Below are 13,662 nucleotides of genomic sequence, written 5' to 3' on the forward strand. Positions count from 1 at the left end.
CATTTTGCTAGGATGAACACAAGGGGAACGCGCTAAAAAATTACTTTTCATGCACTGCGTTATCTTGAATTAAACGCAACACTAAAAAATTATTCAGTTTTACCTATGATTTTCAAAAAAGTTTCGCAAAAGTTGAGCACATTCAGATTCGCACACAGAACCAATAACTTCCGGATATGAGCCTACATGCCTGTCTCGTAAAATATCCCATACTGACCCGCAAGCACCCAATTTTGCATCCCACGCACCAAAAATTACGCGCTTAAGACGAGTTTGCAAAATTGCGCCAGCACACATTGGGCAGGGTTCGAGCGTAACTACCAAAGTGCAGTCAGATAAATTCCAAGATTTTCGCGCAATAGCAGCACTTTTCATAGCAAGCACTTCCGCATGAGCCAACGGATCCGACTCTCGCTCGCGCAAGTTTGCGCCGCGGCCAATAATATTGCCGTCGCCATCAAGTACAACGGCACCAACAGGAACTTCACCCGCCTTAGCCGCTTCTACCGCCAATCGCAACGCTTCCTTCATTGCGCAAGTAACGGAATCATCGTTTTTATTCATAGAATTAGCTCACACAATCAACTTGCGAAATTAACTTGCACAATCAACTCACACAATCAACTTACAAATCGCAACTACTAAAGAAGTCCCGACGCAATATCGTGAGTAACAAACCATTTGCGAATATCGCCAAGTTCCTCCATGTGCACGGCGTGATCGAGACCTCGATATCGCTTCTCCTCAAGCCACGTGTGTTCCTCAAGCCAAGCGGCCGCGGCAGAAAATTCGTAAGGAGGAATAACTGCATCCTCTAAGCCGTAACCAAAGAATACAGGCGTGTTTCGCTCTGCCAATTCGTCGTCTTTTAGCGTAACTTCGCTGGCAAAAGCAGGAACGTTCGGAGCTATAAAACCAGAAAGCGCAACTGCAGCACGATAGCGGTCAGGGTTCAAACGCAGCACGTGCACTGCGAGCGCAGCTCCCTGCGAGAAACCAAACGGAACTACATCGCGGTTGGCTGGAATATTTGCACTCACCCACTCGTCGATTGCCGCCGCAGCCGCATACATATCGCAATCCAAATCTTCCCGCTGTGGCACGGCATCATGGAACCAACTGTACGCGCCTTCAGCGAGCTTGAGAGGAGCACGAAGCGCAATCGCATCGTTATAAGGCGCTACTATTCGCAATAAATCTAGTAAATCTTCTTCGTTAGAGCCCCAGCCGTGCAACAACAGCAGCAACGGATGCGTTGGGTGAGCTGCAGCATTTCCTTGCGAATATTGTGCGTGCGTTACTTTTAGAGGCTCGCCAAAATGTCCTGGAACTACATGCGATTCGCGGCCAATATGCGGCTCGTAAGAATTGTTACGCGCATTATTACCATACTGTTCATCGTTAGTATTCATTGCATCACCGCCGCTCGTATAAATAGTTGCGTTATAAATTATTATTTTAATAAATATTTCGTATCACGTCATTATGATTTTTCCCTTTACAGCATACGGCATTCGAAGATTAACTCATAAAAATTCGTAGAATAAATATTTTGATTTTGCAATGGTAGCCTTTGCTTTGCAAAAGTAAAGTATTGCAAACTTAACAAGATTTGATAATTTATCAGACGTCTGACGAATTGTAGCGTGTTTACTGTAACATACAAAGAAAGCTAATTCAGCCGCGATTTCAAGGAGGATATCATGCTGAAAACTAAGTTCGTTGTAGGCGCATACGCGTCGCTGCCAAAATCACGCGAAGAACAAAAACAATACTACGATTTACTCGGAACTCAAAACTGGGTTGCGGGAACTGAAATCCCATATCCTGGCGATTTAGCAGACCCACAAAACCGAGCATGGTTAGCAACCGCAATCCCGTCTAGCTGGCATAAAAACACGATAACCGCAATTCCAGGAACAATGCGGCACATAAATTTTGATCCGGACCCAGAATTTGGACTAGCAAGCCCGGATGAAGAAGGCCGACTTCGCGCAATTTCCTTCTTTAAGGACATTCGTCAAGCAATAGCTGATTTTGCAAACCTTCGCAACAGCTGCGATATTTCGCATATTGAAATACACACGGCACCAACTCGAATAGCAAGCGCAGACGCAATGAAAAAGTCGCTAGATGAGCTAGCACAACTGGATTGGCTTGGGGCAAAACTGGTAATAGAACATTGCGACAGATATATTGAGGGCCAGAATCCAGAAAAAGGCTTCCTTCCGCTCGAAAATGAAATTCAAATCGCAAAAGATACGGGAATTGGAGTCACAATTAATTGGGGCCGCAGCGTTGTCGAAGAACGCAACGCTCAAGCTGCTATAGCACACGTGCGCGAAGCAAGAAAGGCTGGAGTTCTGCAGGGAGTAATGTTCTCGGGGGCAGGACCAGACGCTACGCAATACGGGTACGAGTGGATTGACGGACACTTGCCTATGGCTCCAGACGAACCAACGTCTTTAATGACTTCTAAAGAAATTCAAGAAACCACGCGCGAAGCGTTAAAAGACGACTATGCAATCGACTATTTGGGGGCAAAAGTGTGCGTTCCTCAAGACGCCAGCGTTTCGGAACGTTTGAACTACTTAATGCACATTTACGACGCCGTAAACGCAACTCAAGACGCGTGAATCGTCAAACTCAATTACCTCACAAATAAAAAATATTTAATCAACGGATGTAATTATGAACGAAACAAAAGATTCTCGCTCTACATATCTTGCCTTTGATATAGGTGGAACGAAAATAGCTTACGGATTGGTTACTTTGCCGGAGCTTTCGTGCAGCACGAATATTTCAGATAGCAAAAATTGCGCTATTCCGTTTGTGCAAGATTACGGATCAATACCAACCGAAGCGTCAAAAGGCGGGGAAGATATAAAAAATCGTTTAGTAGCGAAAGCGAAACAAATCCTAGAAGAAGCACAAAAAAATGGCATAACCATTAGCGGAATCGGAATCGCAGCCGCAGGGGTGCCAAATAGTAAAACTGGCGAAATTGTGGCGGCAACGAATATTCTTCCCGGTTGGCGCGGGCAGCGGATTTACGACGCGTTTAAAAACGTAACCGATTTGCCGGTTTATATGATTGGAGACGTTGGCGGACACGGATTAGGAGAGGCAATTTATGGTGCTGGACGCGGAAAATCGATTGTACTTTCCATTGGAATAGGAACGGGTATCGGCGGCGCAATTATTATAAACGGCAAACTTTTTACGGGTGCGCACTCAGTTGCAGGCCATGCCGGACACGTTGTTAGCGATCTTGGCGTTGGCTTCGATTGCTCGTGTGGAGCGCATGCGGGGCATATTGAGCCGGTTGCGTCTGGAACTGGTCTCGCAACTCTATACAATCGCGATTTACCGGAGGGCGTTCATCCAGCACAAAACGGCTACGAAGTATGTGTTTACGCAAACGAAGGCCAACCACACGCTAAAGAAACGCTTGCTAGAAGCGCAAAAGCTTTGGGAGAATGTGTAGCTGGAATGGCGAATCTTATAGACCCCGACGTCATAGTACTTTCTGGTTCCGTTGTAGAAGCGGGCAATATTTGGTGGGATGCTATGCGCGCTGGGTTTGAAGATTCTGCCTTAGCTTTGGTTAAAAACACTCCGATTCTTAAAGGCAAACTTGGTGGCACTGCTCCGTTAATTGGTGCCGCTTTTGCCGCTTACTCAAGTTTGAAACACTGCTAAAACATTTGAAACACGCTAAAACAAAGGAGAAAACTATGAATTCTGTAGTTGAAAAAATTAAAGGTGGCTTGATTGTTAGCTGCCAAGCTTACCCTGGGGAGCCTCTTAGACACCCGGAAACAATGGCACAAATGGCAATGGCTGCCGTAGAAGGAGGCGCTATAGGAATTCGGTGCCAAGGGTTATCGGATATTTCTGCGATTAAAGGGCAGGTTGACGTTCCCGTAATTGGCATTTGGAAAGACGGGCACGAAGGCGTTTATATTACGCCAACTTTGCGCCATGCGCGTTGCTGCGCGGCGGCTGGAGCGGATATTATTGCGATTGATGCAACTGATAGGCCGCGTCCAGACGGGCTTACTTACGAGCAGACGGTTCGTGCGTTACATGACGAAGGCATAGTTGTTATGGCTGATTGCGGCAATTTCGACGACGCTAAGCGCGCTGCGGATTGTGGAACGGATATTATATCTACGACTTTGGCGGGGACTTCTCCCGGAAGACCAAAAACAGAAGGGCCTGATTTTGAACTTTTAGGCCAGATTTTGCAAGCTTTCCCAAACTACCCTATCATTTGTGAGGGGCGTATTCACACCCCGGAGCAGTTGCATGAGGTTATGCAGATGGGCGCGTGGGCAGCAGTTGTTGGAACTGCAATTACGCACCCAACGTCGATTACGCGTTGGTTTGCAGCAAAGTTGTAAAAAAAAATAAAGAATAAATAAATTTTCACGATCACGACACACGTAAGACTTGACATCAGACATCAGACCTCTTATGTTTAGAGTAACGTGAAAATCACACGAGCTTATAATTGAAAACTTTTCACATTCAAAGATGAAATGTGAATAAACAAACTCAACGGTGAGGAGAAAACATGAAACGAATTAGCTCAAAGCTAACCGCTGTAATAGCTGCAAGCCTAGCCGCAATAATGATGCTATCTGGCTGCGGCGGCGCAAAAACCCACAAATCAGTCAAAGCGAAAACCGCTGTCAAAGACACGATTACCGCTCAGGTTGCGTACGCAAGCCGTGATTTTGCGCCATCCACAACATCCGGCGCGTTGCCAATGGCAGCAAACTGGCATGTTACAGAGCCTCTTTACGCTCTTGACTACAGCAACTTTAAGGTTTTCAACGCTCTTGCAAAAGGAGAGCCAAAGAAAATTTCCGACACCGAATACGAAGTAACGATTCGCGATGCCGCTAAGTTCTCGGACGGAACAGAAGTAACAGCAGACGACGTAGTATCCTCCTTCAAGCGCACAACCGCGCAAGGAAGTCTCTACATTTCTATGCTCGACTTCATTGATTCCGTAGAAGCAAAAGACAATCGTCACGTAATCTTTAAGCTAAAGAAAGCCTTCCCACTGTTCAAGCAGCGTCTCGCCTTGATTCAAATTGTTCCAACCGCAAAGTCGGATGCAGACTTAAAGAATCAGCCAATCGGATCCGGCCCATGGAAGTACGTATCAATCACCGATAACCAAGTAAAGTTTGAGCGCAACGATTTGTACAACGGCAAGTACAAGGCACAAACCAAGAACATGGTTTGGAACATAACCGTTGACGATACCGCTCGCGTAACCGCTATGCAAGGCGGCAAAACAGACGTAATGGAAATGGTTCCAGCACAAGCCTTCAACACTTTGAAGTCGTCTGGCTCTGAACTTAAAACCGCTCAGGGCTTCACTCTCCCATTCGTTATGTTCAACACGAAGCAGAAGCCATTCGACGACAAGCGAGTGCGCCAAGCCGTTCTTTACGCAATCGACGTAAACAAGCTCATCTCCAACCAAATGAGCGGCCAAGGCGAGCCAGCAACAAGCTTCTTGCCAAAGAACTACGCAAACTACCATAAGGCGAAGAACGTATACACCAAGAATATCGACAAGGCAAAGAGCTTACTCAAGGAAGCCGGCGTAAGCGGACCAATCAAGTTCACCCTTTACACAACCGACCACACTTGGATCACCCAGCTTGCCCCACAAATCAAGAATGACCTCGCCGAAATAGGCATGGACGTAGACATTCAGTCCATGAAGTCTTCCGCACTTTACCCATCAATCACCGACCGCGACGACGCAAACTACTCGATGGTTTTGGCTCCTGGCGATCCATCCGTATTCGGCAACGATCCAGATTTGTTGATGAGCTGGTGGTACGGCGACAACGCTTGGACCCGTCAGCGCACATTCTGGAAGACCTCCGAAGGATATACAAAACTTCACGATTTTATGGACAAGGCTTTGGCAGCTAGCACCCCAGCAGAGCGCCAAAAGTATTGGAACCAGTGCTTCGATTTGCTTAGCGACGAAGTTCCTCTGTACCCACTCTTCCACCGCAAGACTACAACCGCTGTAAAGAAGGGTTCTTTGGCTGAGTGGAACGCAATCGGATCTACCGGCATCAACTTGGTAAAAGCAAAGCTAACAAAGTAGGTGCAAATCAAGAAGCGAATAAATAAACTTCATTCCCCAAACCTCTAGTCACAAAACCGGCCCAACTGTTTACCTTTCTCACCTTTGCGCAGATGAGCCGGTTTTGTTATACAAAATAACAATTTCTTCAATGGATGTGTGGATGTCTTATGAGTAATTTTCTTAGACTTTTAGGTAGGCGACTCATTGCCCTGCCGTTCATGGCATTCGGCGTTACGTTCCTCGTATTCTTCCTTATGTCATTTTCAAAATACGATCCAGCAGTTGCAGCTTTAGGCGAGAACTCGTCTCCGGCAGCTCTGGCAGCCTTCCGCCACGAAATGGGTTACGATAAGCCGTGGTGGGAGCAGTTCGGATCCTACATTCTTGGCCTTTTCCAAGGAAATATGGGTGTTTACGGCGTAAACAAAGATTCCGTAGCAGAACGCGTTGCAGAAGCATTCCCAATCACTCTGCAGCTAACTTTCATCGGCTTGCTGATTGCAATAATTTTTGCCGTAGTGTTTGGCGTATTTGCAGCACTTTACCGCGATACTTGGGTTGATCAAACAGTTCGAGTTCTTTCGATTATTGCAATTGCAACTCCATCCTTCTGGCTTGGCGTTCTTTTGATTTACGTTCTTCAGATTAAGCTCGCGTGGCTTCCTGGTTCCGGCGATTTTGTGCCGTTCTTTGAAGATCCAGAAGCTTATATTGCAAGAATGGCAATGCCTTGCTTCGCACTAGGCCTTCCGGTAGCCGGTCAGCTTACGCGAATCATACGAACCTCAATGGTAGAAGAATTGGATAAGGATTACGTGCGAACCGCAATCGGCGCAGGAATTCCAAAAAGCGTGGTGGTCGCTAGAAACGTGTTCCGCAACGCTTTGATTACACCAATCACAACCCTTGGTATGAAGATTGGTTACCTTATGGGTGGCGCAATCGTTATTGAGGTTATCTTTGCTCTCCCAGGAATGGGTACCGCAATGTTCGATGGCATCAACGGCAACCAGCCGATGCTCGTACAGGGCGTTGTTCTGGTTGTTGCAATCGCATTCATCTTTATAAACATCATTGTTGATTTGCTCTACGTATTAATCAACCCAAGGATTAGGACGGTGTGACATGCTATTTGGAAAGAATCAGGTAGCAGATGCCGCATCAAAACCAGGCATCAAATTTAACAGATTCAACAAAATGAGCTTAGGCTCCAGAATTTCGTTCATCGTAATTGCGATTCTAGCCTTTTGCGCAACTTTCGCACGATTTATAGCTCCTTGCGATCCAGTAAAGATTACGCAAAACTATCAGGCACCAACAGGCGCACATTGGTTCGGTACCGACAACCTTGGTCGAGACGTGTTCTCCAGGGTTATGTATGGCGCACGCTACTCGCTGGTAATCGGTTTGTCGTCCGTGCTCTTCGCATTGGTTATGGGAGCCATCATCGGCGCAATCGCAGCAGTAAGCCGCACCTGGATTTCTGAGCTTATCATGCGATTGATTGATATCGTAATGTCCATTCCAGGAATCGCATTAGCAGCTGTGTGCCTCGCAATTCTTGGACAATCAATGATTGGTATCATCATTTCCATTGGTGTACTTTACGTGCCACAAATCGCAAGAATTGTGCGCGCAAATATCATAAGCGAATATGGAAAAGATTATGTACGAGCAGTAATCGTTTCCGGCGCCCGCGCACCGTGGATTTTACTCAAGCATGTAACCCGAAACATTGCAGCTCCAGTCATGGTGTTCACAACGCTTTGCGTTGCCGACGCAATCGTTTTCGAAGCCTCACTTAGCTTCATTAACGCAGGTATTCCAGAGCCAACTCCAACTTGGGGTAACATTTTATCTTCCGCAAAAGCAGGCGTTATCTTTGGATACTGGTGGCAAGCATTGTTCCCAGGCCTTGCAATTATGATCACCGTTTTGTGCTTGAACATTCTTTCTGAAGGCATTACAGACGCAATGGTCGCAGCGCCAACTGCTCCAGTTTCTAAGACTGCTGCCGACGCTGACGCCGCACGCAAGGAAGACAGGATTCTTACCGACCCAGTTGCAGCTTACAAAGAACAGCACGCAGCTTTGGTTGAATCTCTTGCGAAACTTCGCGAAGCTGAGTTAAAGCGCACGGATCGCTTGCAACCAATGTCTACAGAAGCGCCAGTCATTGAGGTTAAGGACTTGTGCATTCAGTTCCCTCGCTACGGAAATGTGAACGTTGTAGATCACTTGAGCTTCTCAGTTCGCCCAGGCGAAACAATGGGCTTGGTTGGCGAATCCGGCTGCGGAAAGTCGATTACTTCGCTTGCAATTATGGGGTTGCTGGATCCAAAAGCAAAGATTAGCGGACAGATTCTGTTTAATGGCAAGGATCTTGTAAAACTTAGCCCAAAGGAGCACAACGCTCTGCGCGGCCACGAAATTGCAATGGTTTACCAAGACGCATTGTCTTCCTTGAACCCATCAATGTTGATTAAGACTCAAATGAAGCAGTTGACCTCTCGCGGAGGAACTCGTAGCGCCGAAGAGTTGCTAGAGCTTGTAGGCTTGGATCCAAAGCGCACGCTTGAATCCTACCCGCACGAGCTTTCTGGCGGCCAGCGTCAGCGCGTGCTAATTGCAATGGCACTTACGCGAGATCCAAAGTTGATAATTGCAGATGAGCCAACAACCGCTTTGGATGTCACTGTTCAAAAGCAGGTAATCGATCTTCTTAATGAACTTCGTGAAAAGCTTGGATTTGCAATGGTGTTTGTAAGCCACGACTTGGCTCTCGTAGCTAAGGTTGCTCACTCCATTACCGTAATGTACGCAGGCCAAGTTGTTGAGCAGGGTGCAACTAAGGAAATACTTACAGATCCTCGCCACGAGTACACGCGCGGTTTGCTCGGTTCTGTAACTTCTATCGAAGCTGGCGCTCCAAGATTGCACCAGGTTCCAGGAACAGTTCCAAGCCCATCCGACTTCCCTAAGGGAGATCGATTCGCTCCGCGCTCTTCGCACCCAGATCAGGGACTTGACGTGCGCCCAATAATGAAGCGCATTCCAGGAACATGGCACTTCTACGCCGCTCAACCGGAGCCTGAAACGGATGCACCTTCCGCAATTTTGAACGCATCTGATCAAGGAGATGTGCGATGAACATGAATATTAGCGAAACAAATAAAGCACAGAACAAAAATGGCGATGTTCCAATCATTGAGCTTGTAGACGCGGAAGTGGTGTTTACTACTCGAGCTGGATCTGGCCTGTTCCATAAGAACCAGATTACTGCAGTAAACAAGGTAAACCTTAAGCTGATGCCGGGTAAAACAATTGGTATTGTTGGCGAATCTGGCTGCGGAAAGTCAACAACCGCAAATATTATGTGCGGTCTTCAGCAGGTTACGAGCGGCAAGGTTCTGTTCAAGGGGCAAGACGTTACGCATCGCACTGCAAAAGAGCGTATGGATATTGGTCGCGTTGTTTCCGTTGTGTTCCAGGATCCGGCAATGGCATTGAACGCGCGCATGAGCGTTATTGACCAGCTGATTGACCCTCTTGTTGTACACAAAATTGGCGACAAGGAAGCGCGCGACGCAAGGGCGAAGGAGCTAATCCGAATGGTTGGTTTGCCTCATTCTGTTCTTGGCGCTTTGCCAGGCCAGCTTTCTGGCGGCCAACGTCAGCGCGTGGCAATCGCTCGCGCACTCTCACTTAATCCGGATGCAATCATTGCAGATGAGCCAACTTCCGCTTTGGACGTGTCGGTTCGCGCACAGATTTTGAATCTTCTTTCCGACTTAAAGAAGAAGCTGAATCTTTCAATGGTGTTTATTAGTCACGATATTCAAACGATTCGCTACATATCCGACGAAGTTGTTGTTATGAATCATGGAACGATTGTTGAGCGCGGCGAAACGCACCAAGTGATTAATAATCCGCAAAATGAGTACACAAAGATTCTGATGGGTGCAGCACCGTCGCTATTGCACCCAACGAAAGAAGAGTGCAAGTAAGGTGCGCCAAATAAATCTATAAATCTATAAATCTAAACGTAACCGTGGGCGGTTTGCTACGGCTTGCAATGAGACTCATGCAAGCCGCCCGCTTTATCCGGCTAAATTTCAAATACGAAATTTAAATACGAAAATTTTAAATACGAAAGAAGTGTAATTATGACTGAAAAATTCCACGGCGTTATTCCTCCAGTTGTTACGCCATTAACTGCAGACGGCGAAGTAGACGTTGTTAGCTTTGAGCGCTCGCTTAACCGCATGATTGACGCTGGTGTAGATGGCCTCTTTACGCTTGGATCTTCTGGCGAAGTGGCATTCAGCACCGATAAGCGCCGCCGCGAAATCATTGAAAACGTAATGCGCATTGTAGACGGTCGCGTGCCAGTTTTGGTTGGCTGCATTGACACGGAAACAAACCGCGTAATTGAGCACGCAAAGGAAGCTAAGGAGCTTGGAGCAGACGCAATCGTTGCAACGGCGCCATTCTACGCACTTGGTGGCATGGCTGAAGTTGAGCGTCACTTCCGTCTTATTCACGAAGCTGTGCCGGATTTGCCATTGTTTGCTTACGACATCCCAGTTTGTGTACACACGAAACTTCCTGGCAATTTGCTTGTAAAACTTGGAAAAGATGGCGTTCTTGCAGGCGTTAAGGATTCGTCCAACGACGACGTGTCGTTCAGATTCTTGGTTGACGACAACAATAAGGCTGGCCATCCTTTGATTCTTCTTACCGGCCAGGAGGTTGTTGTTGACGGCGCGTATATGGCAGGCGCAGATGGATCTGTACCAGGTCTTGCAAACGTCGAAGCCACTGGCTACGTGCGTATGTGGAAGGCTGCTCAGGCGGGAGATTGGGCAACGGTTAAGAAAGAGCAGGATTGGCTCTCGGCTTTGATGCGAATTGTTACCGTACCTAGCGGCGTGGCAGGCTTCGGAGCCGGCGTCGGAGCTTTTAAAACCGCAATGGCACTTCTTGGCGTATTTGACACGAATCAGATGCCAAATCCTGTTCTTCCGCTTCAAGGAGAGAACGTCGAAGCTATTGCCGGTGTTCTTAAGGAAGTTGGACTTACGCTTGCTAAGACTCCAGAAGAAGTAAGCGCTTCTACTAAATAAGAAAATTAAAAATCATTTCTTGATGGCGAAAAGTAAGCAAATAGTGTTGCGGCATGCGTTTAGTGCGCTTGCCGCAATGCTAATAATTACACGCAAATAATTACGTACCAAAAATTACATACCAAAAAATTACATACCAAAAAATTACGTACTAAAAATTACGTACTAAAAATTAGACGCAAATAATTACAAGACTTTAAAGGAGAAGTTAAATATGGCAGAAGTTATTATCGTAAAGGATCAAGATGAAGCCGGCGAACTTTACGCAAAAGCCGTTGCGGATTTAATTAAACGTAAGCCGGACGCAGTTTTGGGACTGGCCACCGGCTCAAGCCCGCTTAAAGCCTATGAACATTTGGCAAAACGCGTTAAAGAAGAAAATATTGACGTTTCTAACGTCCGTGGATACGCTCTCGACGAATACATTGGTTTACCGCTAACGCACGAGCAGTCCTACCACAGCACAATCCGCAGAACCGTAACCGATTTAATCGGCCTAAACCCAGATTTAGTGCACGTTCCAGGAGATGTTCTTAACGGAGCGCCATTAAGCGAAGGCAGCAAGATTGCGCACGCTGGAGCTGACTACGACGCTGCTATTGCTGCTGCTGGTGGAATCGACGTGCAAATTTTGGGAATCGGCTCCGATGGACACGTTGGCTTTAACGAGCCTGGATCTTCGCTTGCTTCAGGCACGCGCATTAAGACACTAACCGAGCAGACTCGTGTAGATAACCGCCGATTCTTTGACGGAGATATTAACCAAGTTCCAACACATTGCATAACGCAAGGAATTGGGACGATTTTGCGCGCTAAGCATCTTGTTCTTCTTGCGTTTGGCTCAAATAAGGCAGATGCTGTAGCTGCAACGCTAGAAGGTGGAGTAAGCTCGCTATGCCCAGCTTCCGCGCTTCAAATGCACCCACACGCAACCGTGATTATAGACGAAGCGGCAGCAAGCAAGCTTAAGTTGGCAGACTACTATCGTTGGGTGTACACAAATAAGCCATCTTGGCAAGGAATCTGATACTCAAGTCTAAAATTTAGTAACGTATTCAAAAGCACAATCGCAGGTGAATGAAATGTCAAAAAATGCATATTTAGATGCCGTAAATAAGATTGATGATTCACTAAAATCAAGTGAGGGGCGCAATTTTGTAGTGCGAAACGTTAGCGTTGTAGACGCGCGCGGAATCGTTCCAAACGCTTGGATTTTAGTTAAAGACGGCGTGATTTTAGAAACGGGCATTTTAGACGAAGACCTTGCGCTTGCGATTAATGCTTGCGGATTGCGCGCATCTGACTTAAGTGTTGTAGACGGGCGTAGCTGTTTTGCTGCGCCCGGTTACATTGATTTGCACGCTCATGGAGCTTGGGAACATTCGTTTGACGACGGCGCCGAAGGGATTGCTATCGCGCGCGCTTACCACATGCTTCATGGCACAACTCGGCAAGTTCTTAGCTTAATTACGAATCCCCTCAACGTAATGCAGGAAAACTTGCGCGTTGTTAAGCAGGTTATGCAAACGCGACCAGATGTGCTTGGGTCGCATTTGGAGGGACCGTTTTTGGCGCTGTCTCGAAAAGGCGCTCACGACCCTAATTGTCTAGTGGATCCTACAGCCGAGCGCGTTGAAGCACTGCTGGAGGCAGCAGACGGCACTTTGCGTCAAATTACTATTGCTCCTGAGCGTGAACATGGCATGGAGGCTATTAAACGTTTTGTTGATGCTGGCGTAATCCCAGCCGTTGGCCATTGCGATGCGGATTATCAAACTGCTCGCACAGCTTTTAACGCAGGTTCCACGCTTATGACGCACATGTTTAACGCTATGAATGGCATTCATCATCGTAAGCCAGGCCCGATTCCTGCAGCCTTGGAAGATTCGCGCGTCACGATTGAGCTTATTAACGACGGTTTCCACGTTGAAAACCCCGTTTTGCGAATGGCGTTTAAGGCAGCGGCTGGAAGGATTGCGTTTGTAACAGACGCTATGGCCGCCACCGGTTGCGCGGATGGCTCTTATAAGCTTGGAGCACTTGACGTTCAGGTTACAGACGGTCATGCAAGGCTTGTTTCTAATGGCGCTATAGCGGGGTCTACTTTAACGTTAGACGTTGCGATTAAGCGCGCTGTTAAAGAGCTTGGCATTGGCTTGCCGGCGGCAATTGCGGCTGCAACTCTCGTTCCAGCCCGAGCTCTTGGGGTAGATAAGCAGAATGGTATAACTAACGCGCCTTTGGGCTTGGTTGAAAAGGGTTACGCAGCCGACTTACTTTTGCTTAATTCTGGGACTTTGGCCGTCGAGCACGTTTGGCTAGAAGGCCATAAAATTTCGTAACGATTGTAATCGTTACATTTAAGCGTGATGTCACAGTACTCAGGCATCACCATTGAAGATAAAAGAA

At 47.2% G+C, this 13,662-nt stretch carries 12 protein-coding genes; 10 read left to right on the forward strand and 2 right to left on the reverse strand.

From position 1 onward, the window contains the following. Positions 1–99 precede the first annotated feature (99 nt). Entirely contained in the window at positions 100–564 is a 465-nt protein-coding gene (locus tag AXE77_RS06235; protein ID WP_116712613.1) for a nucleoside deaminase, read from the reverse strand. Positions 565–641: 77 nt separating this feature from the next. After that, positions 642–1,412, reverse strand: coding sequence for an alpha/beta hydrolase (locus AXE77_RS06240; RefSeq protein ID WP_116712614.1), 771 nt, complete (start codon positions 1,410–1,412; stop codon positions 642–644). A 291-nt stretch (positions 1,413–1,703) separates the two neighbouring features. On the opposite strand from AXE77_RS06240, the gene AXE77_RS06245 reads away from it, so the two are divergent. From AXE77_RS06245 to nagA, 10 genes are all read left to right on the forward strand, one after another. Then, positions 1,704–2,636 (forward strand): DUF4862 family protein, encoded by a 933-nt coding sequence (locus AXE77_RS06245; protein ID WP_116712615.1) that lies wholly within the window; start codon positions 1,704–1,706, stop codon positions 2,634–2,636. Positions 2,637–2,691: 55 nt separating this feature from the next. Continuing rightward, the gene (locus tag AXE77_RS06250) at positions 2,692–3,702 is read left to right on the forward strand and encodes an ROK family protein (RefSeq protein WP_116712616.1); all 1,011 of its coding nucleotides are present in this window, start codon (positions 2,692–2,694) and stop codon (positions 3,700–3,702) included. A 35-nt stretch (positions 3,703–3,737) separates the two neighbouring features. Next, positions 3,738–4,406, forward strand: a complete 669-nt coding sequence (locus AXE77_RS06255) for an N-acetylmannosamine-6-phosphate 2-epimerase (protein WP_116712617.1) — start codon at positions 3,738–3,740, stop codon at positions 4,404–4,406. Between the two features lie 173 nt (positions 4,407–4,579). After that, the gene (locus AXE77_RS06260) at positions 4,580–6,145 is read left to right on the forward strand and encodes an ABC transporter substrate-binding protein (RefSeq protein WP_116712618.1); all 1,566 of its coding nucleotides are present in this window, start codon (positions 4,580–4,582) and stop codon (positions 6,143–6,145) included. 149 nt (positions 6,146–6,294) lie between these two features. Beyond that, positions 6,295–7,251 carry an ABC transporter permease gene (locus AXE77_RS06265; RefSeq protein WP_116712619.1) on the forward strand — a complete coding sequence of 319 codons (957 nt, stop codon included), beginning with the start codon at positions 6,295–6,297 and terminating at the stop codon, positions 7,249–7,251. A 1-nt stretch (position 7,252) separates the two neighbouring features. Then, entirely contained in the window at positions 7,253–9,277 is a 2,025-nt protein-coding gene (locus tag AXE77_RS06270) for a dipeptide/oligopeptide/nickel ABC transporter permease/ATP-binding protein (RefSeq protein WP_116712620.1), read from the forward strand. Beyond that, positions 9,274–10,134, forward strand: a complete 861-nt coding sequence (locus AXE77_RS06275; protein ID WP_116712621.1) for an ABC transporter ATP-binding protein — start codon at positions 9,274–9,276, stop codon at positions 10,132–10,134. The genes AXE77_RS06270 and AXE77_RS06275 overlap by 4 nt, the downstream gene beginning before the upstream one ends. A 159-nt stretch (positions 10,135–10,293) precedes the next feature. Further along, positions 10,294–11,253 (forward strand): dihydrodipicolinate synthase family protein, encoded by a 960-nt coding sequence (locus AXE77_RS06280; protein ID WP_116712622.1) that lies wholly within the window; start codon positions 10,294–10,296, stop codon positions 11,251–11,253. A gap of 214 nt (positions 11,254–11,467) precedes the next feature. Beyond that, positions 11,468–12,280 carry a glucosamine-6-phosphate deaminase gene (gene nagB, locus AXE77_RS06285; protein ID WP_116712623.1) on the forward strand — a complete coding sequence of 271 codons (813 nt, stop codon included), beginning with the start codon at positions 11,468–11,470 and terminating at the stop codon, positions 12,278–12,280. Positions 12,281–12,335: 55 nt separating this feature from the next. Beyond that, complete coding sequence (gene nagA / locus AXE77_RS06290) at positions 12,336–13,595, forward strand: N-acetylglucosamine-6-phosphate deacetylase (RefSeq protein WP_116712624.1); 1,260 nt, start codon at positions 12,336–12,338, stop codon at positions 13,593–13,595. The last annotated feature ends 67 nt before the right edge of the window (positions 13,596–13,662 follow it).

This window comes from Gardnerella massiliensis, assembly GCF_003408845.1.
Taxonomy (GTDB): domain Bacteria; phylum Actinomycetota; class Actinomycetes; order Actinomycetales; family Bifidobacteriaceae; genus Bifidobacterium; species Bifidobacterium vaginale_H.

What these genes read in the sequence shown, in the direction of transcription:
- nagA (WP_116712624.1), top strand. Translation starts at nt 12,336, where the DNA reads ATGTCAAAAAATGCATATTTAGATGCCGTAAATAAGATTGATGATTCA.
- AXE77_RS06275 (WP_116712621.1), top strand. Translation starts at nt 9,274, where the DNA reads ATGAACATGAATATTAGCGAAACAAATAAAGCACAGAACAAAAATGGC.
- AXE77_RS06280 (WP_116712622.1), top strand. Translation starts at nt 10,294, where the DNA reads ATGACTGAAAAATTCCACGGCGTTATTCCTCCAGTTGTTACGCCATTA.
- nagB (WP_116712623.1), top strand. Translation starts at nt 11,468, where the DNA reads ATGGCAGAAGTTATTATCGTAAAGGATCAAGATGAAGCCGGCGAACTT.
- AXE77_RS06250 (WP_116712616.1), top strand. Translation starts at nt 2,692, where the DNA reads ATGAACGAAACAAAAGATTCTCGCTCTACATATCTTGCCTTTGATATA.
- AXE77_RS06235 (WP_116712613.1), bottom strand. Translation starts at nt 564, where the DNA reads ATGAATAAAAACGATGATTCCGTTACTTGCGCAATGAAGGAAGCGTTG.
- AXE77_RS06245 (WP_116712615.1), top strand. Translation starts at nt 1,704, where the DNA reads ATGCTGAAAACTAAGTTCGTTGTAGGCGCATACGCGTCGCTGCCAAAA.
- AXE77_RS06260 (WP_116712618.1), top strand. Translation starts at nt 4,580, where the DNA reads ATGAAACGAATTAGCTCAAAGCTAACCGCTGTAATAGCTGCAAGCCTA.
- AXE77_RS06240 (WP_116712614.1), bottom strand. Translation starts at nt 1,412, where the DNA reads ATGAATACTAACGATGAACAGTATGGTAATAATGCGCGTAACAATTCT.
- AXE77_RS06265 (WP_116712619.1), top strand. Translation starts at nt 6,295, where the DNA reads ATGAGTAATTTTCTTAGACTTTTAGGTAGGCGACTCATTGCCCTGCCG.
- AXE77_RS06255 (WP_116712617.1), top strand. Translation starts at nt 3,738, where the DNA reads ATGAATTCTGTAGTTGAAAAAATTAAAGGTGGCTTGATTGTTAGCTGC.
- AXE77_RS06270 (WP_116712620.1), top strand. Translation starts at nt 7,253, where the DNA reads ATGCTATTTGGAAAGAATCAGGTAGCAGATGCCGCATCAAAACCAGGC.